The following is a 23,994-nucleotide window of genomic DNA, read 5'->3' on the forward strand; positions in this document are numbered from 1 at the left end:
AGGCGCTACAGTCGCGCCTCCATGTCCCATGCCGTTTCCCGCCTGCGCGCCGCGCGCCTGGCCGCTGCCTCCAAACCCTTCAACGCACGCGGCTCTGCGCCCGGCCGCTGCGAGCGCTGCCGGCTCTATGGCCCGTATTGCATCTGCGGTCTGCGCCCCCGTGTGGCCACGCGTGTGGGTGTCTGTCTGCTCATGGGCGACATCGAGGCCATCAAGCCGAGCAACACGGGTTGGCTGATCGCCGACCTCGTGCCCGACACCTGGGCGTTTGCGTGGTCGCGCACCGTGATCGACCCCGCGCTGATCGCCTTGCTCAACGACCCGCAGTGGCAGCCCTTCGTGGTGTTTCCGGGGGAGTTCGTGGAGCCCTCGCGCGTCATCACCGAGCTGCCGCCTGCTGCCGCCGCCGACAACGGCGGGACGGCCACAAGGCGGCCCTTGTTCGTGCTGCTCGACGGCACGTGGTCGGAAGCGCGCAAGATGTTCAACAAGAGCCGCTACCTCGACGCGTTTCCCGTGCTAAGCCTGCACCCCGATCGCGTCTCCAACTACCGGTTGCGCCGGTCCGCGCGCGACGACCATTTCTGCACCGCCGAGGTCGCGGCCATGTGCCTGCAACTGGCCGGCGAGCCGCTGGCCGCCGAGACGCTCGACGCCTACCTCGGGGTGTTCACCGAGCACTACCTCAAAGGCAAGCAGAACCGTCCGGTGGACCCGGCCAGCGATGCCCACCAGCGCCTTGCCGCCCTGAACGCAGACCGGATCGCGAAGGCCTGACACCCGCAGTGCGGTCGGCGGCTGCGGTAGATTCGGCGCGATGTCGCCTTCCGCCCCCCGCTCCAGCGCCTCGCGTCCCACGGTTCTGCTCACCGGCTTCGATCCGTTCAACGGCGCCTCGGTCAATCCCAGCTGGCAGGCCGTGCGGGCGCTGCACGGCGAGGAGCTCGTGGGGCACGCTGTGGTGGCCGCCGAATTGCCCACGGTGTTCGGGGAATCGCTGCACGTGCTGCGGGCGCTGTTGCACGCGCACCGGCCCGCGCTGGTGGTGTGCGTGGGCCAGGCCGGCGGGCGCGCCGCGATATCGCTCGAGCGTGTGGCCATCAACCTCGACGACGCGCCCATCCCCGACAACGCCGGCGCCTGCCCGGTCGACACACCGGTGTGCGCGAACGCCCCCGCCGCCTATTTCACCGGCCTGCCCATCAAGGCCATGCGGGCCGCGCTGCAGCAGGCCGGCGTGCCGGTGGAGGTGTCGCAGACCGCGGGCACCTTCGTGTGCAACCACGTCTTCTACGGCCTCATGCACGCACTGGCCACCGAACCCGCGCTGCGCGGGGCGCGCGGGGGCTTCGTGCACGTGCCCTGGCTGCCCGAGCAGGGCTCGCCCGGCATGCCACTGGACCTCATCGTGCGCGGCCTTCGCCTGGCCCTGGTGCAAGCGCTGAGCGTGCGGCACGACGACCGCGCGGCCGCCGGCGCCACGCATTGAGTCCGTTCCTCAGGCCTGCCACACACCGAAGCCCGCCGAGCGCAGGTCGATGCCGATTTCGATCTCCTTGGCCACGGCGTCCTCGTAGCGCATGGGGTTGAAGCCCTCGTACAGATCGGGCAGCAGGCGCAGGCCGTACCGGAACACGTAGGCATTGGACTGTATGCCGGCCTTGTGCTTGTCGAAGCGCAGGTCCGGGTCCAGCCCCGTCATGCCCACGTACACGCAGGGCTTGCCCGCCACATAGCCCGGGTTGTTCTGGCGGAACTTGCGCTCGCCCAGCACATCGGGGTGCAGTTCGATCACGTACACGTGGTGGTGGGGGCGGCGGCTCACGGGCTGACCTTCTGGCGACACCCGCGAGTATCGGGGCAGCGCCTAGAATCGCGCCCCCTTTGCGCGGAGCCGCCCATGTCCCTGGAGATTGCGCAGTCGACCCCCACCGCCGCGGCCATCGCCCGCGTGGTGCAGGCGGGCTACCCCCTGGGCGAAGTGGTGAGCGGCGAGTTCCTGCGCCGCAGCTTCAACCAGGTGTACCGGCTCACCCTGGCCGATGGCCGCCACGTGGTGGCGCGCCTGTGTGCCGAGCGCCCGCGCGGCGAACCCGCCCTGCGTTTCGAGGCCGACGTGCTGCAGCACCTGCGCGCGCGCGGCTGCCCCGTGGCCGCGAGCCTGCCCACGGCGAGCGGTGAGGTCGCCCTGAGCGTGGCGTTGCCCGAGGGCGAGCGCGCGCTCATGCTGTTCGAGCACCTGGAAGGCGAGGCCACGTCGGACCTGCCCGCCAACCTCGAGGCCTTCGGCCGGGGCCTGGCGCGACTGCACGCGGCGGGCGAGGGCATGCAGAGCCCGGCCCCCCACTACACGCTCGATCTCGACCACCTGCTGCTGCGGCCGTTGCAGCGGCTGCTGCGCGCACCCACGATGACGGCCGAACTGCGGCCGCAGTTCGAGGCCCTGGGCCTGCGCCTGCACGGGCGCATCCGCGCACTCGGCGAACTCACGCAGGTGCTGTGCCACGGCGATGCGCACAGCGACAACAACTTCGTGCAGGTGCAAGGCGATGGCGCGCGCGAGGCCGTGTTCTTCGACTTCGACGAAACCGGACCGGGTTACCTGGCCTACGAACTCGCCGTGTACCCGTGGTGGCTGCATCCGCGCTCGGTCGATGGCCAGTGGAGCGACAAGGCGCTCGCTCGCTGGAACCACTTCATCGCGGCCTACCAGGCCGTGCGGCCCCTGCGCGACGCCGACCGCGCCGCCCTGCCGCTGTTCGTGGCCGTGCGCCAGTTCTGGCTGCTGGGCGAGTACGCGGGGCGTGTGCCCGTGTGGGGCTCGCAGGCCATGCCGCTCGACTTCCTGCAGCGGCAGGTGAAGGTGTTCACGCAGTGGGAGACGCTGGGCCTGGCGCTGCCTAGAATGGCCCAGAACGATTGAGGGAGGAGGGTGCATGAGCGCGAACGCGGGCGAAACGTCTGCAGCCGATTTGGCGAGTACCGAAGTGTCGCCACCAGAACCCTGGGCACCGGTCCGGCGGTCGCTGCAACAGATGCGCGATGTTCCTTGGGCAGCGCTCGGCGCCTTGGCCACAGGCTCGGGCGTTGCGCTGTTAACCGTTTACTTCCACGCGATGGGATTCGTCCCTGCGGATATTCCTGCCATCTTGGGCGCCAGCGTGTTCGTCGCCATGGCGGCTCTGGCGCTATTCGCCTGGGTACTCATGTCCTTGGCTGCGCCGCTGTGGGCACACCAAGCTGGTCAATTGGCTATCACGCAGGACATGGCGAACGGGCGTGTGGACATTGCGGGCTTTTGGGGGCTGCCATCGCTGCAGGCGCTTGGTGTTGGCTTGTTCTTTCTGTGGCTAGGCGGGCAGTCAACATTGGAATGCCTTTCGAGCGCGGGCCCCCTCGCAGGTGTGGGCGCCGTCTTGGCCTTTTCTGGCGCGCTGGCTTGGTACTGGTGCGAATCGCAGGTGCGGGTTGATAGGCGCACGAGACTGAAGCGGCTGCTTAGTGCGGGTGGCGTCTGCCTCGTGAGCGTGCTTCCGGTCTCGGCCCTGTTGATCTTGTTTTGGCCCGCTAATGGTGCGGGTTGGGGCCACGTCGCAGTTATGGCAGCAGCGTGGGTGATCATGGTCGGCGCAGCAGCCGCTGTGCGCCACGTGCCTGTCTGGGCCAGTGCGCTGTGCATCACGGCCATTTTCCCGGCGCTTGCGATCTCATTGCCCCTGTTCTTGGGCTCGCCACTGAATTTTCCGAACAAGGTCGCTGAACTCGTTGGTTTGAGGACAGCGCGGGCTGTCGAGCTGCGTGTGCCAGCCACTACCTGCCGCCTGATCAAAAGCGCGCACGACGCCCATTTCAGCCCCCAAACGCTGCTCTGCGAAGAAGGCGAATGGCACCCGGTTCAAGCCCAGGTGCTGGTTAACCTCGGGCCGCGATGGTTGATCGAACTGCCCCTTGCTTCAGGACGCGATCAAGCAGCTGGCACCGGACTTCGGGTCACAGTGCCCGCCGAGGGTATCCAAATCGTGCAGCGGCCCGCATCCTCACCAGCCGCCTCGTGCACGCGTCGGTGGCGGCTCACTTCCCCCACGAATCCTTCAAGCCCGTCACCCGGTTGAACACCGCCTTGCCGCCCACGCCGTGGTCCACGCGGTCGGCCACGAAGTAGCCGTGGCGTTCGAACTGGAACTTGTCGTCGGGCCGCGCGTTCGCCAGTGAGGGCTCGACCCAGGCCTGCACCACCTTCAGGCTGTTCGGGTTCAGCGCGGCCAGAAAGTCCTTGCCGCCCGCGTCGGGGTGCGGATCGCTGAACAGGCGGTCGTAAAGGCGCACTTCGGCGGCCACGCCGTCGGCCACGCCCACCCAGGTGATCGCGGCCTTGGCCTTCACGCTGTCGGCACCCGGGGTGCCGCTCTTGGTGCCGGCAATGACCTTCGCGTGCACCTCGGTCACGCGGCCGTCGGCGTCTTTCGCACAGCCCGTGCATTCGATGACGTAGCCGCCCTTGAGCCGCACGATGTTGCCCGGGAACAGGCGCTTGTAGCCCTTGGGTGGCACCTCTTCGAAGTCCTCGCGCTCGATCCACACCTCGCGGCCGATCTTGAACACGCGCTCGGGCGGCGGCGTCTGGCCCTCGGCGATGGCGCTGTGGGGCAGGGCGGGCTGGGTGCAGTCTTCGGTGTGGCCGTCGCTGCCGAACACCTCGGCCCAGTTGGTCATCACGAGCTTCACCGGGTCGAGCACGGCCATGGCGCGGTGGGCCTTGTTCTCCAGGTCTTCGCGCAGGCAGCCTTCGAGCACGCTGTAGTCGATCCAGCTGTCGCTCTTGGTCACGCCGATGCGCTCGGCGAAGAGCTGGATGCTCTCGGGCGTGTAGCCGCGCCGGCGCAGGCCCACGATGGTGGGCATGCGCGGGTCGTCCCAGCCGCTCACGCGCTGCTCGTTCACCAGTTGCGCGAGCTTGCGCTTGCTGGTGATCACGTAGGTGAGGTTCAGGCGCGCGAACTCGTACTGCCGCGGCGGCGGGCTCGCGAGCAGGCCGGCTTCGGTGAGGCGCTCGAGCAGCCAGTCGTAGAAGGGGCGCTGGTCTTCGAATTCCAGCGTGCAGATGCTGTGGGTGATCTGCTCCAGCGCGTCCTCGATCGGGTGCGCGTAGGTGTACATGGGGTAGATGCACCACCGGTCGCCCGTGTGGTGGTGCGTGGCGCGGCGGATGCGGTAGATGGCCGGGTCGCGCAGGTTGATGTTGGGCGAGGCCATGTCGATCTTCGCGCGCAGCACGGCCGCGCCGTCGGCGAGCTGGCCGTCGCGCATGGCGCGAAAGCGCGCCAGGTTCTCGGCCGGCGTGCGGTCGCGAAACGGGCTGTTCTTGCCGGGCGTGGTGAAGTCGCCGCGGTTGGCGCGCATCTCGTCGGCGCTTTGTTCGTCCACGTAGGCGTGGCCGCGCTCGATCAGCGCCTCGGCCGCGCGGTACATGAAGTCGAAGTAGTCGCTGGCCTGGTAGAGGTGGCGCGTGCCGTTTGCGTCCCACGTGAAGCCGAGCCACTGCACCGCGTCGATGATGCTGTTGACGAACTCGGTGCTTTCCTTCTCGGGGTTGGTGTCGTCGAAGCGCAGGTGGCAGATGCCGCCGTAGTCGCGCGCCAGCCCGAAGTTCAGGCAGATGCTCTTGGCGTGGCCCACGTGCAGGTAGCCGTTGGGCTCGGGCGGAAAGCGGGTGCGGATTTTCGCGGGGTCGGGCTGGCCGCCGGCCTGGTGCGCGGCGTCGCCGGGGCTGCCGGCCCAGCGGCGGCTGGCGTAGGTGCCTCGGTCGAGGTCGTTCTCGATGATCTGGCGCAGGAAGTTGCTGGCCTTGGTGTCGCCTTCGGTGGGCGCGGGTGCGGCAGGGGAAGTCATCCCGGGATTCTAGGGACCGCGGCGGGGCAGGGGCCCGGGCGCTGCGCTATCGTGCGCGGCAGGAGGGACATGCCATGAGCGAAGCCGCACCAAGCCACACGCCGGACCGCCAGCACCGCATCACCATCGACCGCGCCCGGCTGCTGGCCGCCGCCGAGGCGGGCGACATCTCGCCCGCGCAGGCCGAGCGCCTGTGGGCGCGCTGGGCGGGCGACGCGATCGCGCCGCCGCGGTTCAGCTTCGTGCATGTGCTCTATTACTTCGGCGGCCTGCTGGCCATCGGCGCCATGACGCTGTTCATGACCCTGGGCTGGGAGCTGTTCGGCGCCGCCGGCACCCTGCTGCTTTCGCTGGGCTACGCGGCGGGGGCGGTGGCGGCGGCGCGCCACCTGCTGCGCCGCGGGCTGCACATTCCCGCGGGCATCCTGGCCACCATTGCGGTCTGCCTGGTGCCGTTGGCGGCCTGGTCGGTGCAGAGCGGGCTGGGCCTGTGGCCCGAGGGCGGGCCCGAGAGCTACCGCGATTACCACCGCCTGATCGACTGGCGCTGGCTCACGCTGGAGTTCGCCACGCTGGCGGCGGCGGTGGTCATGCTGTGGTGGCTGCGCCTGCCGTTCATGGTGATGCCCCTGGCCGTCACGCTCTGGTACCTGAACATGGACGTGGCCCACATGCTGACGCGCCAGTCGGGCTTCGACTGGCAACTCACGCGCGACGTCTCGCTGGTGTTCGGCCTGTTCACCTGCGCGATCGCGGTCTGGGTCGACCTGCGCTGCCGCCTGGCCAGCGACCCACGCGACCGCCAGGACTTCGCCTTCTGGCTCTACCTGTTCGGCGCCCTCATGGCCTGGGGTGGGCTCAGCCTGCACGACAGCGGCAGCGAGCTGGGCAAGCTGCTGTACGCGCTGATCAACGTGGCGCTGGTGTTCCTGGGCGCGGCCATCGGCCGGCGCGTGTTCACCGTGCTCGGGGCCATCGGCGTGGCGGGCTACCTGGGCTACCTGAGCCACAAGGTGTTCGCCGACAGCCTGCTGTTTCCCTTCGCGCTCTCGCTGCTGGGGCTGGGCATCGTGGCGCTCGGGGTGTGGTGGCAGCGGCACGAGGCGCGCATCCATGCGCGCCTCGCGGCCGGGCTGCCCGCGGCGCTGCGGCCGCTGGCCGAACCGCGCTGAGGCTCAGCGCACGCCGCCCGTGGCGTTGATGCGGTAGACGGCGGTGGTGCCGCTCACCTCGTTGCCCACCACCAGCAGCGGCACGCCGATGGGCGAGCGCGCGGCCGGGATGAACACCAGGCCCTCGGGACCCAGGTCGCCCGCGGTGGCCAGCACGGTGCCGGGGTCGGCCGTGGTCCAGTCTTCACGCGTGTTGAGGTAGTCGAGGCGCCGGGGCGCGGTGGGCACGGTGATGTCGTACACCAACACGCCGCCCATGCGCTCCAGGCCGATGAAAGCCAGGGTGCGGCCGTTCACCTGGCCCACGGCAATGCCTTCGGGCTCGGGGCCCTTGGCGTCGCTGCGGCTGTCCTTGGCGCTGCCTTCGTCGTGGCCCGAGTTGAAGAAGTCGGCGCAGGGGATGCTGCGTGCGCTGCCGAGCTTGCAGTCGGCGCTGGCGAGGAAGCGCTCGAACTCGGCGCCCGAATCCCACACCAGCTGGCCGTCGGCGTTCCAGATGCTGAACGAGCGCGCGCCGTAGCTGTAGAGGTGGTCGTACATCAGGCGGTTGCCGGCCGGGTTGGCCGCGCCGGTGGCGTCGAACAGCATGGGCGAGCCGTCCGGGTTGGTGCGGTAGCCCATGGTCCAGGTGACGTTGAGCCGGCCCAGGTTCTCGTCGTTGCGGCAGGCGCCGGGGTTGCCCGCGATCGCACCGCAGTGGCCGAAGGTGACGGGGTCGAGCAGCCCGCCCGCGGCCAGCGCATTGAGCTGGGGCGGCAGGTCGTTGCCGGCGCGGCCGGCCCAGCCGCTGCGGTTGACCAGGTGCTTGACGCGGAACTCCTCGACAAAGCCCTTGCTGGCGTCGCCGGCCCAGTAGGCGGCGTTGTCTTCGCCCCAGGCGCGCGCGTCGCCTTCGTTGGCCGTGACCAGGTAGGTCTGACCGCCGGCGCTGTAGCTGGCGATCGAGTCGGGCAGGTACAGGCCGCGCACGCCGGGCCAGGTGCGGATATTGATGGTGCCGCCGTCGGTGTCGGAGGCGTCGAGCTCGTTGCCGGCCACGCCGTGGTCCTTGAAGCCCAGGGGCAGGATGTCGGTGACCGTGGCGCTGGCGATGTCGATCTTGGCGAAGGCGTTGTTCTCCTGCAGCGTGGCCCAGGCGGTGCGGCCGTCGGCCGAGACGGTGATGTACTCGGGCTCGAGGTCTTGCGCCACGGTGGCGTTGGGGCCGTAGACGCGCACGCCCGCGGCCTGCAGCGCGGCCTTTTGCGCATTGAAGGCGCTGAAGCCGGCGGTGCGCACCACGGGCGTGGCGGGGGTGCTCACGTCCACGATGCTGATGCTGCCTTCGGGGTCGATCTGGTAGTCGTCGCTGGGCTCGCCTTCGTTGGCCAGCAACACGGTGCGGCCATCGGGCGTGAAGGTGATCATGTCGGGCTGCGCGCCCACGGCGGCCGAGCCGAGCAGGGCGAGGTCGGCGGCGCGGAACAGGGCCACGCGGCCGGGGTCGGTCTTCACGGGCGCCTGGATCGCCACGGCCACCAGGCCGTCGTGCACCGCCACGCTGTTGATCTCGGCGCCCGCGAGCACCGCGGTGGCGTCGATCTCGCCGATCTTGACCGGGCTGGCGGGCACGCGCAGGTCGAGCACATCGACCTTGCCGGCCTGGGCGTTCACCATGAACAGGCGCTGGCTCGCGGCGTCGTAGGCCGGGATCTCGGCGGCCGACACGCCGAACAGGCCGGTGCTGTAGCCGCCGATTTTTTCGAGCTGCACGCGCAGCGGGGTGTCGGTGGGCGGGGTTGCGGGCGTGGCTCCACCGCCGCCACCGCCGCAGGCCGCCAGCACGGCAGCGGCGATCAGGGTGGCGGTCAGCGTGCCGGCGGAGGTCCAGCGGGTTCGGGGCGTCATCGGGTCGGGTCCTTGTGCGGGGAAAAACAGCACAGGGTTGTAAAAAGCCCGCATGACCGCCGTGCGGCTGAACGGTGTCTTTTCGATGACAGGCGGTCACACCGGCGGCCGACCGCTACCGCGCTCATTGCCCGAAACGGGGCCCATCTTTCAGGAATTCGTCCTCTTCCGCCGTGTTCTGCCGGCCCAGCACCGCGTTGCGGTGCGGGAAGCGCCCGAAGCGCGCCACGATGTCGCGGTGCAGCACGGCGAACTTCAGGTGGTGGTCGAGCTCGGCGTGCAGCGCCGGTTCGGCGCCCGCGCGCAACTGGTCGAAGCAGCGCACGCACAGGTCCTGCAGGGCCAGGTCTTCGGCGTGCATGAAGGGCATGTAGAGGAAGACGCGGCCCACGGTGGCCAGGGCGCGGTCGGTACCGGCCTCGACCGCCTGGGCCGACAGGGCCTGGGCGCGGCGGTCGCCCTCGAAGGCGCGGGCCTGGCGGCGGAACAGGTTGCGCGGCAGCTGGTCGAGCAGCAGCACCAGGGCCAGCCGGCCCTCGGGCGTGTCGGCCCAATCGGCCAGACCGCCGGCCAGTGCCTGCGCCACCTCGGCGCCGAAGCGGGCGCGCAGGTCGTCGTCCTGCTCGGGCGTCGAGCGGAACCACAGCGCCTGGCGCGACGCGCTGGGCCAGTCGCGGGCCAGGCCATCGCCGAACCAGTGGTCGAGCAGGGCGCGGGCGGGGGCGGGCAGTGGGCTCATGGGCGTGGCGTTTACGTGTTGCAACAGCTTTGACGCGGCGTGCGGAGTGTGGTGCCCCGGATTCTTGTGCAATACCCCCCACGGCACACCGCCGTCCCTCGGAGTCCCCACGATGAACACCCCGTCCTTCACCGCAACGCGCACCTGGGCCAAAGGCCTGGCCATGATCGCCTTGGCCGCCGGCGGCTGGGCGCTCGCCGGCAGCGCACAGGCGCGCGACGTCTACTGGTCGATCGGCGTCAATTCGCCCGGCGTGGCCGTGGGCGTGTCGAACGCGCCGCCGCCGGTGGTTTACAGCTACCCCTCTTACGGCTACCCCGTGTACGAGCCGCGCCCGGTCGTGGTGTACCCGCGCCCGGTGGTGGTTCACCCGCGCCCCGTGGTCGTGCAGTCGTACCCGGTGTACCCCGCGCCCTACTACGGTTACCGCGACGACCGCCGCTGGCACAAGCACCGCCACGGCCATCGCCACGGCCACCGCGGCTGGGACGACTGATCCCCCGCCGCCGCTTCACATCGCGCGGAAGCGGTCGGCGTAGAGGCGGCTGATGCCGAAGGCCTCCGACAGGCCGCGCAGCGTCAGCCGCCATTTGCCCGCCTCGTCGCGGGTGACGCGATGGATGGCGTCCGCCCGCACCACGGTGCCGCGGTGGATCTGCCAGAACACCTCCGGATCGAGCTGCGGCAGGATTTCCTTGAGCGGCGTGCGGATGAGGTATTCGCGCCCGGCCGTGAGCACGCGCAGGTACTTGTCGGCCGCGTCGAAGGCCAGCACCGCGTCGATTGCGATGCGTTCCACCGCCGCCGTGCCGCCCGCGCCCACGCCCACCATGAGGTGGCGCAGCCGCGCCGGTTCGCGCGGCGCGGCGGCTTGCAGCAGGGCGCGCAGGCCGGCCCACTCGGCGTCGAGCGGCGCCGCCGGGGCAAGGGCCTCACGGGCCCGAAGCGCGGCCTGCACGCGCGCCACGGTGCGCTGCAGGCGCTCGGCCTGCACCGGCTTGAGCACGTAGTCCAGTGCCTGGGCCTCGAAGGCCTGGATCGCGAAGTGGTCGTGCGCGGTCACGAACACCAGCACCGGCAGCGGCTGCTCGGGCGGCCACCCGTCGGCGATGGCGGCCGCGGCGTCCAGCCCGCTCAGCGCGGGCATGCGGATGTCCAAGAACAGCACCTGCGGCCGCAGCGCGAGCGCCTGTTCGACGGCACTCGCGCCGTCGCCCACGCAGGCCAGCACCTGCAGCCCGGGCCAGGCGCGCGCGAGCTCGGCCTGCAGGGCCTGGGCCAGCAGCGGCTCGTCTTCGGCGATCAGGGCGGTGGCGTTCATGGCCTGGCCTCGGGGGTGAGCGGCAACACCAGCTCGGCCTGTGTGCCCTGGCCGGGCGCGCTGCGCCACTCGAAGCGCGCGGCGTCGCCGTGCAGGGTCTGCAGCCGCTCGCGCACCTGGGCCAGGCCGAAGCCCTCGCCCGGCGCGGCCTCGCTGCCCACGCCGTCGTCGCTCACGCTCAGGTGCAGCGCGCCCCCGGCTTCGCGCGCGGCCACGCGCAGCGTGCCGCCACGCGCGCTGGGCTCTAGGCCATGGCGGATCGCGTTTTCCACCAGCGGCTGCAGCAGCAAGGCCGGCACCGGGCGCTCGGCCAGCGTGTCGGGCAGATCGAGCTGCGCCTGCAGGCGCGGCCCCATGCGCACGGCCATGAGCGCCAGGTAGTCGTCGAGCCGCGCGAACTCCTCGCGCAGCGTGTGCCGGCCGCCGCGCGCCTCGGTGCGCGAGGCCGCGAGCGTGGCGCGCAGGAAGTCGTTGAGCCGGTCGAGCATCTGGATCGCGCGCGGCGGGTCGGCGGCGATCAGCGCGCGCAGGTTGGCCAGGGTGTTGAACAGCATGTGCGGCTCGAGCTGCGATTCGAGCAGGCGCAGCCGCGCTTCGCTGGCCTGGCGCAGGGCCTCCTGCTGATCGAAACGTGCCTTGGCCAGCAGCTCGCGGCTGGTGAAGAAGTAGGTGCCGAACACGCCCAGCGCGAGCGACATCAGCAGGAAGCCCACGGTGCTGCGCGGCAGGCCGCTGAGCGAATTGAGCGCGGGCCGGCCCAGCAGCAGGTTGCCGCTGGCCATGCCGAACCCGTAGCCCGCGAACACCGCCACCACGACCAGCACCGCCATCGAGCCCAGCCCGAGCCAGCCGCGCGCCCGCAGCAGGCGGCGCCCGACCTCGATGCCGGCCCAGATGCCCATGCCGATGAGCTGGGCGTAGAGCAGGTTCTCGCCGAACGGGTGCGCGTGGCTGGCGGTGATGGCCAGGGCGATCAGGGTGTTGAGCACCGCCGCAAAGAGCGCGCGGTTCACCCAGGAGCGCGGGCGGTGGTCGGACATGGGCGCAGTATGCACGGCGCCCATCAGGCGCGGCGTTGCTGTTGCAGGCGTTCGCGCTCCTGGGCCAGCCAGCGCTCGTGCAGGCCGCCGCCGCCCAGCTTCACCCACACCACCAGCCCGTGCACCAGCAGGCCCAGGCCCCAGCCCATGGCCGGGAACACCGCCCAGTCGCGCCCGCTGCGCCAGGACAGCCAGGCGAGGCCGGCATTGACGGCGAGGAAGACCAGGGCGTGCAGGGTCCAGCCCAGGCGCGCGGCCACGCGGCGGCGCGCGGTGCGTTCGAGGTCGTGGTCAAGGGGGTTCATGGCGGGCTCCGGGGGGTTGCGATGGACCGCACTGTGGGCGTGCGTCCGCCCTTGCGCCACGGGCCTGCGACGGGGTGTCGGTGCGGTGCCGTGAAACCGCGCCGACGCGGTGCGAAATGCGGGCCCTGGCGCGCGCGTACGATCTCGGGTTTTCACTCACCGCTCAGCGCATGGACCCGATTCTGTTGATCAAGGCCGCCCTCATGGGCGTGGTCGAAGGCCTCACCGAGTTCCTGCCCGTCTCGTCCACGGGCCACCTCATCCTGGCGGGCACGCTGCTCGGCCTGCACGACGAAAAGGCCAAGCTGTTCGAGGTGGTGATCCAGGTGGGCGCGATCTTCGCGATCCTGTCGGTCTATGCGCAGCGCATCCTGAGCACGCTGCGCGGCCTGCCCGCGGGCGACGCGGTGGCCAGCCGCTTCACGGCCAACGTGCTGATCGGCTTCCTGCCCGCGGCGGTGCTGGGCTTCCTCTTCATCGGCGTGATCAAGAGCGTGCTGTTCAACCCCGTGGTGGTGGCGACGAGCTTCATCCTCGGCGGCTTCGTGATGTTGTGGGTGGAGGCGCGCCACGCGCGCGGCGCGCCGGTGCATGTGCAGACCATCGACGACCTGCGCTGGACCGACGCGCTCAAGGTGGGCCTGATCCAGTGCCTGGCGCTGGTGCCCGGCGTGAGCCGCTCGGGCGCGACCATCATGGGCGGCATGGTGGTGGGCTGCAGCCGCCGCGCGGCCACCGAGTTCAGCTTCTTCCTCGCGCTGCCGGTGCTCATGGGCGCGGCCGTGCTCGATCTGTACAAGCACCGCGACCTGCTCACCGCGGCCGACCTGCCGTTTTTCGCCACCGGCCTGTTCGTGTCCTGGCTGTCGGCGTGGCTGTGCGTGCGCTGGCTGCTGCGCTTCGTGTCCACGCACACCTTCGTGCCTTTCGCGTGGTACCGCATCGCCTTCGGCGTGCTGATCCTCGTGACCGCCTGGGGCGGCTGGATCAACTGGACAGCGTGAAGTAGAAACGCGCGCCCTGGCCCGGCGCGGCCTCGGCGCGCAGCTCGCCGCCGTGGCGCAGCACGATGCGCCGCGCCGTCGCCAGGCCGATGCCCAGGCCCTTGAACTCGTGCGGCATGTGCAGGCGCTGGAAGGGCTGGAACAGCTTGTCCGCGCGCGCCATGTCGAAGCCCGCGCCGTTGTCGGCCACCACGAACTCGCGTGCGCCGTCCGCGGTGTGCAGGCCCACATGGATGCGCGCGTGCGGCGTGCAGCCGGTGTACTTCCAGGCGTTGTGCAGCAGGTTCTGCAGCAGCGCTTCCACCAGCGGCGGGTCGGCCATGGCGAGCAGGCCGGGCTCCACGTGCCAGTCGACCTTGCGCTCGGGCTCGCTGGCCGCGAGTTCGCGCAGCTGCCGGGTGGCCACCGCCGACAGGTCGACCGGTTCGCGCTGCAGCTCGCCGCGCGCCATCTGCGCGAGCTTGAGCAGGCCGTCGATCAGCTCGCCCATTTTCTTGCTCGCCTCTCGGATGCGTTCGAGGTGCTTGCGGCTGTCGTCGCTGAGCGCGGGGTTGTCTTCGTCGAGCGCCTGGGCGAAGCCGTTGATGATGCGCAGCGGCGAGCGCAGGTCGTGCGCCACCGCGTACGAATAGCTTTCGAGCTCGTCGTAGGCCGCGCGCAGGGCCTGGGTGCGTTCCTGGATGCGCGACTCCAGCGAGGCGTTGAGCTCGGTGATGTGCAGCTCGGCGAGCTTGCGCTGCGTGATGTCGAGCACCGTGCCGATGCCGTTGGTGACGCGGCCCTGCGCGTCGCGTTCGAACTCGCCACGCACCAGGTACCAGTGCCAGTCCTCACCGAAACGCAGCCGGTATTCGATGTCGTAGCGCGCGCCGGTGCGGATCGCGGCAGCCCAGCGATGGCGCACGCGGTCGCGGTCGTCGGGGTGCGTGCGCTCGAGCATCTCGACGTCGCTGAAGCGGGTGCCGGGCAGGCCCAGCGCCCGGTCGGATTCGCCGAGCACGGTGAACAGGCGCTCGCGCGCGTCGTAGACCCAGCTCGCCATGCCCGCGAGCTGCTGGGCCTGCCACAGCAGCCGCTCGCTGGTGCGCAGCGCCTGCTCGGCGGCCTTTCGGCGCGTGATGTCCTGCACCACCACGATCTCGTAGTCGGGCGAGCCGTCGGGCTTTCGCATCAGCGAGATGCTCAGCAGCACCCAGACCACCCGGCCCTCGCGGTGGATGTAGCGCTTCTCGAGCGTGTAGGTGTCGATCTCGCCGCTGATGACGCGCGCGAGATTGGCCTGGTCGAGCCCCAGGTCGTCGGGGTGGGTGAATTCGCGCCAGTGGGTGCGCATGAATTCGTCGCGGGTGTAGCCGATCAGGTCGCAGTAGGTCTGGTTCACGCGCAGCCAGCGTCCGTCGAGCGTGGTGTGGGCCATGCCGGTGGCGCTGTGCTCGAAGTTGTCGAGCATCTGGCGCTGGCTTTGCTGCGCGAGTTCGATGGAGGCGCGCAGCAGGCGGTTGTGGCGCTGCATCAGGCCGATCGAGCCGACCACCACGGTCTGTGTCAACAGGAACCAGAAGTTGAGCCACAGGGCTTCGCGCGGGTCGCTGATGGCCAGGCTGAAGTAGGGCTTGACCATGAGGTAATTGACCATGAGCATGCCCAGCACCGTGCTGAGCATGCCGACACGAAAGCCGCCGTAGAGCGCGCACACCGCGCCCGCGAGCGTGATGGTGACGAAGCGGCCGCCCGATTCCGCGGGCGCCAGCGCCATGCGCATCCAGGTGGCGAGCACCGTGAGCACCACGGCCACCGCGGCACGCAGCCACCAGGGGTGGCGCTGCGGCTGCCAGTCGGCAAGGCGGCCGAGCCAGCCTTGCGGCGGCAGGGCTTCGTCAGGCGCTGGGCGGGCGGTGGGGTTCACGGGCTCAGGTTACACCGCCGCCTGCGGCCCGCAGGTGGGAAATCCCCTAGGGCCGGCCATCGCGCGCAGCAGTTCGTCGAGCGTGGCCGCGGTCTCGATGGGCCGCTCCATGGGAAACAGGTGGCTGCCTTCGACCATGCGCAGCCGCGGCGAGCCGGGCCCGCCCACCAGCCGGTGCGTCATGGCCATGCCCACCTGCTGCATCTCGAGCGAGCGCGTGCCGCCGATGAAGCCCACCGGGCACTGCAGCGGGTGGCGGCGCAGCAGCCGGTCGAGGTTGTGCGGCAGCGTGTTGTAGATGGCGGTCTCGACCTCGCGCGTGAAGCTCAGCACGCGCTGGCGGCCCTGGGGCGTGTCGGCCTCGTGCGTGCCGTGGTCCACGTAGTCCTGCAGGCACTGGGGGTGCCAGTGCGCGAAAGCGCGCTTGTGCCGCAGGTGCTCGATCACCGCGGCGGCATCGGGCCACTGGTGGCGCCGGCGCCGGCTCACGCGGCCGGGCGACACCGCGCCCACGAGCTGGGTGCGCTTGATGAGTTCGAGCGTGCGCGCGCGCCAGCCGCCGAGCACGGGCGAGTCGATCAGCACCACGCCGCGCACGCGCTGGCCGCCCAGCCGCGGGTGGCGCGCCGCGCACATGAGGCTCAGGAAGCCGCCCAGCGAATGGCCCACGAGCCACAGGTCCTGGCGCGCCTGTTCGGCCTCGGCGCTGGCGAAGTCGGCCAGCTGCTGCACCAGGTGCGGCCAGTTGCTCGTGACCGGGTAGCGCGGGTCGTGGCCGAAGCGCTCGGGCGCGCGCACCGTGTGGCCGCGCGCGCGCAGGCTGCGAAACAGCAGCTGGTAGGTGCCGGCGGGAAAGCTGTTGGCGTGCGAGAAGACGATCAGGGACACGGCGCGGGCGGGCTCAGATCAGCTTCTCGCGCGGGTTGGTGATCTTCTTGACCGGGCCGTGCCGGTCGGCGCGCGTGAGCAGCGGCACCTCGGTGTGGGCGTCGTCCCAGGTCGGGTCCTCGAGGCTGTCGAACACCTCGCGCAGGCGCTGGCCCCACGAGTTGCGCACCATGCGGAAGTAGGGGTTGTTGTCGTCGATGCAGACCACCTTGTCGGTGGCGAGCTTGTCGGCCTCGTAGACCACCATGTCCAGCGGCAGGCCCACGGACAGGTTGGACTTGAGCGTGGAGTCCATGGACACCAGCGCGCACTTGGCGGCCTCGTCGAGCCCGGTGTCGGGGTTGATCACGCGGTCGAGCACGGGCTTGCCGTACTTCGACTCGCCGATCTGGAAGAAGGGCGTCTCGGCCGTGGCCTCGATGAAGTTGCCCGCCGAATACACCTGGAACAGCCGCATGCCCTCGCCGCGGATCTGGCCGCCCAGGATCATGGAGACGTTGAAGTCGACGCCCGCGCGCTGCAGCGCCTCGCCGTCGCGGTGCCACACGTGGCGCACCGCCGAACCCAGCACGCGCGCGGCGTCGAACATGCTGCGCGCGTTCCAGATGGTGATGGGCTCGCCGCCCTCGTGGTCGTCGAGCTGCTCGACCTGCAGGATCTCGCGAACCGACTGCGAGATGCTCAGGTTGCCCGCCGAGAGCAGGCACATGAAGCGGTCGCCCGCCTTCTCGTAGACGATCATCTTGCGAAAGCTGCTGATCTGGTCGAGGCCCGCGTTGGTGCGCGAGTCCGACAGGAACACCATGCCGGCCTTGATCTTCACGGCGACGCAATAGGTCATTGGATTTCTCCCGTCTGCTGGACGAGCTTGCGGAGTTGGTAGAGCTGGTCCAGCGCGTCGCGCGGACTCAGGGTGTCGGGGTCGAGGGCCGCGAGGGCGGCCACCGCGGGGTGCACCTCGGGCGCTTCGGCCACGGGGGGCGGTGCGAACAGGTCGACCTGGGTCTGTTGCTCGGCGCTGTGGGCCTCGAGCGCCGCGAGCGCATGGCGCGCGTGCTGCACCACGGGCGCGGGCACGCCGGCCAGCCGCGCCACCTGGATGCCGTAGCTGCGGCTGGCAGGGCCGGGTTCGATCTGGTGCAGGAACACGATGCCCTTGCTGCCGCCTTCGGTGGCACTCACGTGCACGTTCACGGCCGCGTGGTGCGTGGCCGGGAATTCGGTGAGCTCGAAGTAGTGCGTGGCGAACAGCGTGAAGCAGCGCGCCTTGTCGTGCAGGTGGGCTGCGATGCCGCCGGCCAGTGCCAGGCCGTCGAAGGTGGAAGTGCCGCGGCCGATCTCGTCCATCAGCACCAGGCTGTTGGGCGTGGCCGCGTGCAGGATCTGCGCCGCCTCGGTCATCTCGACCATGAAGGTCGACTGCGCGTTGGCGAGGTCGTCGGCCGCGCCGATGCGGGTGTGGATGGCGTCGATGGGCCCGAGGCGGCAGGCGCTCGCGGGCACGTGGCTGCCCATGCTCGCGAGCAGCACGATCACCGCCACCTGGCGCATGTAGGTGCTCTTGCCGCCCATGTTGGGGCCGGTGATGACCTGCATGCGCGACTTGGGCGTGAGCACGGTGTCGTTGGCGATGAAGCCGCCGCTGGTGGTCTCGGCCAGCCGCGCCTCCACCACCGGGTGGCGGCCGCCGCGGATCTCGATGCCCGGTTCGCTGGTGAAGCTGGGCGCGCACCAGTTGAGCGTGAGCGCGCGCTCGGTGAGGGCGCACAGCGCATCGAGCGTGGCGAGCGCGCGCGCCAGGCGCGTGAGCGCATCGATGAAGGGCTGCAGGTCGTCGAGCAGCCGCTCGTACAGCCACTTCTCGCGCGCCAGCGCGCGCTCCTGCGCCGACAAGGCCTTGTCTTCGAAGGCCTTGAGCTCGGGGGTGATGAAGCGCTCGGCGTTCTTGAGCGTCTGGCGGCGCTTGTAGTCGTCGGGCACGCGGTCGAGCTGGCCCTGGGTGACCTCGATGTAGAAGCCGTGCACGCGATTGAATTGCACGCGCAGGTTGGCGATGCCGGTGCGCGCGCGCTCGCGCGCCTCGAGCTCGATCAGGAACGCATCGCTGTGGTTCTGGATGCCGCGCAGCTCGTCGAGCTCGGCGTCGAAGCCGTCGGCGATGACGCCGCCGTCGCGCACCAGCGCCGCGGGCTCGGGCAGCAGCGCGCGCTGCAGCAGTTCGGCGCAGCCCGCGGGCGGCTGCAGGTGCTGCGCGGTCTGCGCGAGCAGGGCGTCGGTGCCCAGCGGCGCGAGCGCCTGCGCGAGTTCGGCCGCGCGCGCGAGCGTGAGCCCCAGGCCCACGAGCTCGCGCGGCTTGGCCTGGCGCAACGCGGTGCGCGCGGTGATGCGCTCGACGTCGCTGCAGCCCTTGAGCCGGGCGCGCAGCGCCTGCCACGCTCCCGAGCGCAGCGCGGCGATCGCGCCCAGGCGCGCGCGCGCCTCGCTGCGGTCGCGCCGGGGTTCGAGCAGCCACTGGCGCAGCGCGCGGCTGCCCATGCCGGTGGCGCAGGTGTCCAGCAGCGAAAACAGCGTGGGGCTGCTCTCGCCGCGCAGCGTCTGCACCAGCTCGAGGTTGCGGCGCGTGTTGGGTGGCAGGTCGATGCGCTCGTCGGCGCGCGCCACCTGCAGGCTGCGCACGTGCGCGAGCGCGCGGCCCTGCGTGTGCTCGGCATAGGCCAGCAGCGCGCCCGCGGCCGCGTGCGCCGGGGCCAGGCCCTCGGCGCCCCAGGCGGCCAGGCTCGCGGCCTGCAGCTGATCGAGCAGCTTGCGCTCGCCCAGGGCGGCGTCGAAGGCCCAGGCCGGGCGCAGCACCGCCACCAGCTTGCCACCCTGCGGCGTGGGCTGGCCCGCGAGCGCCTGCACGCGCTGCTCGAAGGCGGGCGTGCTGTCGGCGCTGTAGATGAGCTCACCGGGCGCGACGCGCGCGACCCAGTCGGCGAGTTCGTCGCTCTCGCACTCGGCCAGGAACACGATGCCCTGGGTGAGCGAGAGCCAGGCCAGACCGCAGCCGGTGCGCGCGCCCGCATGCACCGCCATCAGCAGCGACTCGCTCTTGTCGGACAGCAGCTCGGCGTCGGTCAGCGTGCCGGGCGTGACCACGCGCACCACCTTGCGTTCCACCGGGCCCTTGGCCGTGGCCACGTCGCCCACCTGCTCGCAGATGGCCACCGATTCGCCGAGCTTGATGAGCCGCGCGAGGTAGGTGTCGACCGAGTGGAAGGGCACGCCCGCCATCACCACCGGCCGCCCCGCCGACTGGCCGCGCTGGGTCAGCGTGATGTCGAGCAGCCGCGCCGCCTTCTCGGCGTCTTCGTAGAACAGCTCGTAGAAGTCCCCCATGCGGTAGAAGAGCAGCGTGTGCGGGTGCCCGGCCTTGAGGGCCAGGTACTGCTGCATCATGGGGGTGTGGGCGGCCAGGGGGTCTGTCACGGTGGGCGGCTCGGGCGCGAAAAACAGCCGAAGACTTTAGCCGATCCGCCGCGGCCGCCCGCCCGGCGCGCCCAAGCATCGCGCGCCCCGGCTGTCAATCGGCGCGCCCGCCGTCGTTGGCCGCGACCGCATCGCTTTTACCCGCTGTTGCCCCATGGCCGCGCAGGCGCGGCCAACATCCTTCCATCGTCGATCCAGGAAGGAGTTGCGGCATGCCGCTGCACCGGGACGGCCGGAGCCTTCGGGTGCTCACGGTCAATATCCACAAGGGCTACAGCCTGTTCAACAAGCGCTTCGTGCTGCACGAGCTGCGCGAGGCGGTGCGCGCGATCCGCAGCGACGTGGTGTTCCTGCAGGAGGTGCGCGGCGCCAGCGAACCGGGCGCGCGGCAGCAACAGGCCGCGCAGTACGAGTTCCTGGCCGACAGCATCTGGAAGGACCACGCCTACGGCCGCAACGCCGTGGCGCCGCGCGACAGCTACGGCAACGCGGTGCTGTCGCACTTTCCCATCGTGCACAGCCGCAACCACCGGCTCTCGGTGGAGCGCATCGTGCCGCAGCGCGGCGTGCTGCACTGCGTGGTCAACCGCGACGTGATGCCGCCCGTGCACCTGATGTGCGTGCACCTGGGCCTGCTCGAGGCCGACCGCCAGCACCAGCTCGAGGCCCTGAGCGCGGTGGTGCAGGCCGAGGTGCCCGCGGGCGAGCCGCTGATCGTGGCCGGCGACTTCAACGACTGGCGCCAGAAGGCCGACGCGCGCTTGCGCCGCATCGGCCTCACCGAGGTGTTCCGCCACACCCACGGCCGCCACGCGCGCAGCTTTCCCGCGGCCTGGCCGCTGCTGCGGCTCGACCGCATCTATGTGCGCGACGTGAAGGGCGTGCGGCCGCTGCCGCTGCCGCGCCACCCCTGGGCGCGCCTGTCGGACCACGCCCCGCTCGCGGCCGAGATCGAGCTCGACAGCCCGGAGGCCTCGCCATGAACTCGCGTTGGGTGCCGGGCAACCGGTTCGAACTGCTCTGCTGCGGCGAGGCCTACTACCCGCGCGTGTTCGCGGCGATCGAGGCCGCCGAGCACGAGGTGCTGCTGGAGACCTTCATCTGGTTCGACGATGCCGTGGGCCGGCAGCTGCGCGCCGCGCTGCTGCGTGCGGCCGAGCGCGGCGCGCAGGTGCACGTGCTGATCGACGGCTGGGGTTCGCCCGACCTGGGCGAGGCCTTCACGCGCCCGCTGCTCGACGCCGGCGTGCAACTGCGCGCCTTCGAGCCCGCGCGCCGGCTGTTCGGCACGCGCATCAACATGCTGGGCCGCATGCACCACAAGCTGGTGGTGGTGGACGGGCGCGTGGCCTTCGTGGGCGGCATCAACTACTCGCGCGACCACCTCACCGACGACCCCATGGGCAAGCTCGACTACACGGTCGCCATCGAAGGCCCGCTGGTGTCGCAGATCCAGGCCTTCTGCCGCACCAACATCCACCGGCCGCAACCGGCGCGCGCGCAATGGCTGCGCCACTGGATGCGGCTGCGCCGGCAGGCGCGCACGGCCGCGCCGGTGGACGACGGCGCCATGGCGGCCTTCGTCACGCGCGACAACCGCGCGCACCGCAACGACATCGAGCGCCACTACCGCGCGGCCATCCGCAGCGCGCGCGAGCGCATCGTGATCGCCAACGCCTACTTCTTTCCGGGCTGGCGGCTGCTGCGCGACCTGCGCCGCGCCGCGCGCCGCGGCGTGCAGGTCGATCTGATCCTGCAGGGCCAGCCCGACATGCCCTGGGTGCGGCGCACCAGCATGCTGCTCTACGAGCACCTGCTGCGTGCCGGCGTGCGCATCCACGAGTACATGGAGCGCCCGCTGCACGCCAAGGTGGCGGTGATCGACGGGCAATGGGCCACCGTGGGCTCGAGCAACCTCGACCCCACCAGCCTGAGCCTGAACCTCGAGGCCAACGTGGTGGTGCGCGACCAGGTCTTCGCACGCACGCTGGGCGAGGCGCTCGACGGGCTGCTGGCGCACCAGTGCGAGCCCGTGCGCCTGCCCACGCCGGGCCGGCTGCGCTCGGCCTGGATCGGCGTGCGCAGCTTCTTCGTGTTTCATGCGCTGCGGCGCTTTCCGCGCTGGGCGCGCTGGTGGCAGGACCCGGCGGCGCGCGTGGTGCCGCTGCGGGTGGAGACGACATGAACTTGCCCTCGGCCCTGCGCCGCAGCGCGCCCTGGCTGGTCGCGGCCGTGGTGCTCGGGCTGGTGGCGGTGCAGGCGCGCGAGGTGGACTGGCCCCAGGTGCGCGGCGCCTTGAGGCAGCTGCCGCTGCCCACGATCGGCCTGTCGGTGCTGATCGCCGCCGCCGCGCATGCGGTCTATGCGGCCTTCGACCTCGTGGGCCGCGCGCTCACCGAGCCGCGCATCGGCCGCTGGCGCACCTGGGGCATCGCGGCCATCGTCTATGCCTTCAACCTCAACCTGGGCGCGCTCATCGGCGGCCTGGGCATGCGGCTGCGGCTCTACACGCGCTGGGGCCTGCCGCCGGCCACGGTGGCGCAGATCGCGGGCCACTGCGTGCTCACCAACTGGGTCGGCTGGTGCTGGGTGGCGGGGCTGGTGCTGCTGCTGGCGCCGCCGTCCTTGTCGGCGGGCTGGGCCCCGGGCCCGCAGGCGCTGCGCGCGGCAGGGGCCGGTGTGCTGCTGCTGGCCCTGGCCTACCAGGCCGTGTGCAGCGTTTCGCGCCGCAAGACCCTGCAATGGCGCCGCCACACGCTGGAGCGTGCGGGCCCGCGGCTGGCCCTGCTGCAGGCGGCGGCGGGCGCGGTCAACTGGCTGCTCATGGCCCTGAGCCTGTGGAACCTGCTGCAAGGGCGGGGGGGCTTTGCGGTGGCGCTGGGCGCGATCGTGCTCGCTGCGGTGGCGGGCATTCTGGTGCGCGTGCCGGGCAGCGTGGGCGTGTTCGAGACCGTGGTGGTGACCGCGATCGCGGGCGCCGTGCCCACGCACGAGGCGCTCGCCGCGGTGCTCGCGTTCCGCGCCGTGCACTACCTGCTGCCGCTGGCGCTGGCCTTGCCGGCGTACGGGCTCATCGAATGGGCGGGCAAAGACCCCAAGCGCGGGACGAACAAAAGATGCAAAGAACAAGATACAAAAAGAAGGCGATTTGCATAAAATGCATTGCATGCCGAGCTATCCCGCCGTTTCCGATGAAAGCGCTTCGCTGCTGAAGGAGCTCGGGGCCCGCCTGCGCCTGGCGCGCAAACGGCGGGGCTGGAGTGCCGAGGCACTCGCGCAGCGGGCGGGCATCACGCGCGTCACGCTGAGCCGGCTCGAAGTGGGGGAGCCGGCGGCCACGAGCCTGGGCACGCTGGCGAGGGTGATGGGCGCGCTGGGCATGGCCGGTGACCTTGCACTGCTGGCGCGGGACGACCGTGTCGGGCACGACAGGCGCGATGCGCTTTTGCTGGCGCCTCGCAAGCCCGCCCTGCCCAGGCGCATCTCGCTCAAACGCCTGCCGCACCTGCGCTCGGTGGCCGCATGGCATCTGCCCGATCCGGACACCCGGCTCAGCCCCGAGGAAGTGCTGAGCCTGTACGAACGCAATTGGCGCCACATCGAACCCGCAAAGATCGTGGGCGAGGAAGCAGCCTTGTTGCGCAAGCTCACGAGCACCATTGGCAAGGGGGTGTTGCTTGTTTGAACGCGAACACCACCGGCGCATCGCCGCCCTGCTGGAAGCGATCGACGCGGCCTTTCTGCTCAAGCACCGTTGCTTCTTCGGCGGTGGAACGGCGATCGCTCTGTCGTGTGGCGAGTACCGGGAGTCGGTCGACATCGACTTCATGTGCGCGTCCATCGACGGGTACCGGGGCCTGCGTGAAGCGGTGCGCGAGAAGGACCCGGGCTGGTTGTTCCAGCGGCCGGTGCAGCTGCGCCGCGAACCCCTCGTCGATCAGTACGGCATCCGCATGGCGGTGGCGGTCGACGAGGTACCGGTGAAGGTCGAGCTCGTGTTCGAGGCCCGCATCGCCTTCAAAGACCCCCTGCCTGAGGACCGCATCTGTGGTGTCTGGCGAATGGCCGCTGAAGATCTGGTGGCGTCCAAGCTCATGGCCAATGCCGATCGCTACGCCGATGATGCGGTGATGAGCCGCGACCTCATTGACCTGGCGATGTTCCTGCCCGATGGTCTTGTGCCGGCGCCGGGCGTGGAGAAGGCGCGTCGCGCCTATGGGGGCGCGATCGACAAGGCCTTCACCCGCGCCCGGCAGGGCTTGCTCGAGCGCGAGGGGCGGCTGCAGAAGTGCATGAAGGCCATGCACATGGTGGTGCCGGAGGCCACGCTGCGAACGCGGATTGCCGCTCTGCACCTGGGCGCGTAGCGCCACTG

General features: G+C 70.8%; 23 protein-coding genes. 12 read left to right on the forward strand and 11 right to left on the reverse strand.

What is annotated here, in order from left to right:
- Positions 1-21 precede the first annotated feature (21 nt).
- Both G9Q37_RS02780 and pcp read left to right on the forward strand, forming a co-directional pair.
- On the forward strand, positions 22-777 hold the full coding sequence (locus G9Q37_RS02780) for a tRNA-uridine aminocarboxypropyltransferase (RefSeq protein ID WP_166224243.1): 756 nt from the start codon (positions 22-24) through the stop codon (positions 775-777).
- A gap of 40 nt (positions 778-817) precedes the next feature.
- Positions 818-1,489, forward strand: a complete 672-nt coding sequence (pcp, locus tag G9Q37_RS02785) for a pyroglutamyl-peptidase I (RefSeq protein WP_166224246.1) — start codon at positions 818-820, stop codon at positions 1,487-1,489.
- 9 nt (positions 1,490-1,498) lie between these two features.
- On the opposite strand, the gene G9Q37_RS02790 is transcribed toward pcp, so the two are convergent.
- Entirely contained in the window at positions 1,499-1,825 is a 327-nt protein-coding gene (locus G9Q37_RS02790) for a hypothetical protein (RefSeq protein WP_166224249.1), read from the reverse strand.
- A 75-nt stretch (positions 1,826-1,900) separates the two neighbouring features.
- Between G9Q37_RS02790 and G9Q37_RS02795 the strand changes: the two genes are divergently transcribed.
- Both G9Q37_RS02795 and G9Q37_RS02800 read left to right on the forward strand, forming a co-directional pair.
- Positions 1,901-2,923: a phosphotransferase enzyme family protein gene (locus tag G9Q37_RS02795; RefSeq protein ID WP_166224252.1), complete on the forward strand. Its 1,023-nt coding sequence runs from the start codon at positions 1,901-1,903 to the stop codon at positions 2,921-2,923.
- Between the two features lie 13 nt (positions 2,924-2,936).
- Complete coding sequence (locus tag G9Q37_RS02800) at positions 2,937-4,112, forward strand: hypothetical protein (protein ID WP_166224255.1); 1,176 nt, start codon at positions 2,937-2,939, stop codon at positions 4,110-4,112.
- Here the strand turns inward: G9Q37_RS02800 and G9Q37_RS02805 are convergent.
- Entirely contained in the window at positions 4,072-5,889 is a 1,818-nt protein-coding gene (locus tag G9Q37_RS02805; protein WP_166224258.1) for a glutamine--tRNA ligase/YqeY domain fusion protein, read from the reverse strand. The two genes, G9Q37_RS02800 and G9Q37_RS02805, sit on opposite strands and share 41 nt — an antisense overlap.
- Before the next feature lie 74 nt (positions 5,890-5,963).
- On the opposite strand from G9Q37_RS02805, the gene G9Q37_RS02810 reads away from it, so the two are divergent.
- Positions 5,964-7,061: a DUF2157 domain-containing protein gene (locus G9Q37_RS02810; protein ID WP_166224261.1), complete on the forward strand. Its 1,098-nt coding sequence runs from the start codon at positions 5,964-5,966 to the stop codon at positions 7,059-7,061.
- A gap of 3 nt (positions 7,062-7,064) precedes the next feature.
- Here G9Q37_RS02810 and G9Q37_RS02815 read toward each other — a convergent pair whose 3' ends face one another.
- Positions 7,065-8,948, reverse strand: coding sequence for a choice-of-anchor I family protein (locus tag G9Q37_RS02815; RefSeq protein ID WP_166224264.1), 1,884 nt, complete (start codon positions 8,946-8,948; stop codon positions 7,065-7,067).
- Between the two features lie 124 nt (positions 8,949-9,072).
- Positions 9,073-9,687 (reverse strand): DUF924 family protein, encoded by a 615-nt coding sequence (locus tag G9Q37_RS02820; protein WP_166224267.1) that lies wholly within the window; start codon positions 9,685-9,687, stop codon positions 9,073-9,075.
- A 112-nt stretch (positions 9,688-9,799) separates the two neighbouring features.
- On the opposite strand from G9Q37_RS02820, the gene G9Q37_RS02825 reads away from it, so the two are divergent.
- Positions 9,800-10,183, forward strand: a complete 384-nt coding sequence (locus tag G9Q37_RS02825; protein ID WP_240936490.1) for a hypothetical protein — start codon at positions 9,800-9,802, stop codon at positions 10,181-10,183.
- Between the two features lie 15 nt (positions 10,184-10,198).
- On the opposite strand, the gene G9Q37_RS02830 is transcribed toward G9Q37_RS02825, so the two are convergent.
- Genes G9Q37_RS02830 through G9Q37_RS02840 form a run of 3 tightly spaced genes read right to left on the reverse strand, consistent with a single transcriptional unit; the run spans position 10,199 to position 12,353 of the window.
- Complete coding sequence (locus G9Q37_RS02830) at positions 10,199-11,008, reverse strand: LytR/AlgR family response regulator transcription factor (protein ID WP_166224270.1); 810 nt, start codon at positions 11,006-11,008, stop codon at positions 10,199-10,201.
- Positions 11,005-12,048, reverse strand: coding sequence for a sensor histidine kinase (locus G9Q37_RS02835; RefSeq protein WP_240936492.1), 1,044 nt, complete (start codon positions 12,046-12,048; stop codon positions 11,005-11,007). Before G9Q37_RS02835 ends, G9Q37_RS02830 begins: the two co-directional genes overlap by 4 nt.
- 23 nt (positions 12,049-12,071) lie before the next feature.
- On the reverse strand, positions 12,072-12,353 hold the full coding sequence (locus tag G9Q37_RS02840; protein WP_166224276.1) for a 2TM domain-containing protein: 282 nt from the start codon (positions 12,351-12,353) through the stop codon (positions 12,072-12,074).
- Between the two features lie 170 nt (positions 12,354-12,523).
- On the opposite strand from G9Q37_RS02840, the gene G9Q37_RS02845 reads away from it, so the two are divergent.
- Positions 12,524-13,357 carry an undecaprenyl-diphosphate phosphatase gene (locus tag G9Q37_RS02845; RefSeq protein ID WP_166224279.1) on the forward strand — a complete coding sequence of 278 codons (834 nt, stop codon included), beginning with the start codon at positions 12,524-12,526 and terminating at the stop codon, positions 13,355-13,357.
- On the opposite strand, the gene G9Q37_RS02850 is transcribed toward G9Q37_RS02845, so the two are convergent.
- Genes G9Q37_RS02850 through mutS form a run of 4 tightly spaced genes read right to left on the reverse strand, consistent with a single transcriptional unit; the run spans position 13,341 to position 19,589 of the window.
- Complete coding sequence (locus tag G9Q37_RS02850) at positions 13,341-15,263, reverse strand: PAS domain S-box protein (RefSeq protein ID WP_166224282.1); 1,923 nt, start codon at positions 15,261-15,263, stop codon at positions 13,341-13,343. The genes G9Q37_RS02845 and G9Q37_RS02850 overlap by 17 nt on opposite strands.
- Positions 15,264-15,272: 9 nt before the next feature.
- On the reverse strand, positions 15,273-16,151 hold the full coding sequence (locus G9Q37_RS02855) for an alpha/beta fold hydrolase (protein ID WP_240936493.1): 879 nt from the start codon (positions 16,149-16,151) through the stop codon (positions 15,273-15,275).
- Between the two features lie 13 nt (positions 16,152-16,164).
- Positions 16,165-16,992, reverse strand: coding sequence for a proteasome-type protease (locus G9Q37_RS02860; protein WP_166224285.1), 828 nt, complete (start codon positions 16,990-16,992; stop codon positions 16,165-16,167).
- Positions 16,989-19,589, reverse strand: a complete 2,601-nt coding sequence (mutS, locus tag G9Q37_RS02865; RefSeq protein WP_240936612.1) for a DNA mismatch repair protein MutS — start codon at positions 19,587-19,589, stop codon at positions 16,989-16,991. Before mutS ends, G9Q37_RS02860 begins: the two co-directional genes overlap by 4 nt.
- A gap of 242 nt (positions 19,590-19,831) precedes the next feature.
- Here mutS and G9Q37_RS02870 point away from each other — a divergent pair, with 242 nt between their 5' ends.
- The 5 genes from G9Q37_RS02870 to G9Q37_RS02890 are packed head-to-tail and all read left to right on the forward strand — an operon-like array spanning position 19,832 to position 23,986.
- Complete coding sequence (locus tag G9Q37_RS02870; RefSeq protein WP_166224288.1) at positions 19,832-20,602, forward strand: endonuclease/exonuclease/phosphatase family protein; 771 nt, start codon at positions 19,832-19,834, stop codon at positions 20,600-20,602.
- Positions 20,599-21,804 (forward strand): cardiolipin synthase ClsB, encoded by a 1,206-nt coding sequence (clsB, locus tag G9Q37_RS02875; RefSeq protein ID WP_166224291.1) that lies wholly within the window; start codon positions 20,599-20,601, stop codon positions 21,802-21,804. Before G9Q37_RS02870 ends, clsB begins: the two co-directional genes overlap by 4 nt.
- Entirely contained in the window at positions 21,801-22,775 is a 975-nt protein-coding gene (locus tag G9Q37_RS02880; protein WP_166224294.1) for a lysylphosphatidylglycerol synthase domain-containing protein, read from the forward strand. The genes clsB and G9Q37_RS02880 overlap by 4 nt, the downstream gene beginning before the upstream one ends.
- Positions 22,776-22,785: 10 nt before the next feature.
- Entirely contained in the window at positions 22,786-23,304 is a 519-nt protein-coding gene (locus G9Q37_RS02885; protein ID WP_166224296.1) for a helix-turn-helix domain-containing protein, read from the forward strand.
- A complete protein-coding gene (locus tag G9Q37_RS02890) occupies positions 23,297-23,986 on the forward strand; it encodes a nucleotidyl transferase AbiEii/AbiGii toxin family protein (RefSeq protein WP_166224299.1) in 690 nt (229 codons plus the stop codon). Before G9Q37_RS02885 ends, G9Q37_RS02890 begins: the two co-directional genes overlap by 8 nt.
- Positions 23,987-23,994: the final 8 nt, after the last annotated feature.

The organism is Hydrogenophaga crocea (assembly GCF_011388215.1).
Classification (GTDB): Bacteria; Pseudomonadota; Gammaproteobacteria; order Burkholderiales; family Burkholderiaceae_C; genus Hydrogenophaga; species Hydrogenophaga crocea.

Coding starts and splice junctions, on each gene's coding strand:
- G9Q37_RS02780 (WP_166224243.1), top strand. CDS start 22: ATGTCCCATGCCGTTTCCCGCCTGCGCGCCGCGCGCCTGGCCGCTGCC.
- pcp (WP_166224246.1), top strand. CDS start 818: ATGTCGCCTTCCGCCCCCCGCTCCAGCGCCTCGCGTCCCACGGTTCTG.
- G9Q37_RS02795 (WP_166224252.1), top strand. CDS start 1,901: ATGTCCCTGGAGATTGCGCAGTCGACCCCCACCGCCGCGGCCATCGCC.
- G9Q37_RS02800 (WP_166224255.1), top strand. CDS start 2,937: ATGAGCGCGAACGCGGGCGAAACGTCTGCAGCCGATTTGGCGAGTACC.
- G9Q37_RS02805 (WP_166224258.1), bottom strand. CDS start 5,889: ATGACTTCCCCTGCCGCACCCGCGCCCACCGAAGGCGACACCAAGGCC.
- G9Q37_RS02810 (WP_166224261.1), top strand. CDS start 5,964: ATGAGCGAAGCCGCACCAAGCCACACGCCGGACCGCCAGCACCGCATC.
- G9Q37_RS02815 (WP_166224264.1), bottom strand. CDS start 8,948: ATGACGCCCCGAACCCGCTGGACCTCCGCCGGCACGCTGACCGCCACC.
- G9Q37_RS02820 (WP_166224267.1), bottom strand. CDS start 9,687: ATGAGCCCACTGCCCGCCCCCGCCCGCGCCCTGCTCGACCACTGGTTC.
- G9Q37_RS02825 (WP_240936490.1), top strand. CDS start 9,800: ATGAACACCCCGTCCTTCACCGCAACGCGCACCTGGGCCAAAGGCCTG.
- G9Q37_RS02830 (WP_166224270.1), bottom strand. CDS start 11,008: ATGAACGCCACCGCCCTGATCGCCGAAGACGAGCCGCTGCTGGCCCAG.
- G9Q37_RS02835 (WP_240936492.1), bottom strand. CDS start 12,048: ATGTCCGACCACCGCCCGCGCTCCTGGGTGAACCGCGCGCTCTTTGCG.
- G9Q37_RS02840 (WP_166224276.1), bottom strand. CDS start 12,353: ATGAACCCCCTTGACCACGACCTCGAACGCACCGCGCGCCGCCGCGTG.
- G9Q37_RS02845 (WP_166224279.1), top strand. CDS start 12,524: ATGGACCCGATTCTGTTGATCAAGGCCGCCCTCATGGGCGTGGTCGAA.
- G9Q37_RS02860 (WP_166224285.1), bottom strand. CDS start 16,992: ATGACCTATTGCGTCGCCGTGAAGATCAAGGCCGGCATGGTGTTCCTG.
- mutS (WP_240936612.1), bottom strand. CDS start 19,589: ATGATGCAGCAGTACCTGGCCCTCAAGGCCGGGCACCCGCACACGCTG.
- G9Q37_RS02870 (WP_166224288.1), top strand. CDS start 19,832: ATGCCGCTGCACCGGGACGGCCGGAGCCTTCGGGTGCTCACGGTCAAT.
- clsB (WP_166224291.1), top strand. CDS start 20,599: ATGAACTCGCGTTGGGTGCCGGGCAACCGGTTCGAACTGCTCTGCTGC.
- G9Q37_RS02880 (WP_166224294.1), top strand. CDS start 21,801: ATGAACTTGCCCTCGGCCCTGCGCCGCAGCGCGCCCTGGCTGGTCGCG.
- G9Q37_RS02885 (WP_166224296.1), top strand. CDS start 22,786: ATGCCGAGCTATCCCGCCGTTTCCGATGAAAGCGCTTCGCTGCTGAAG.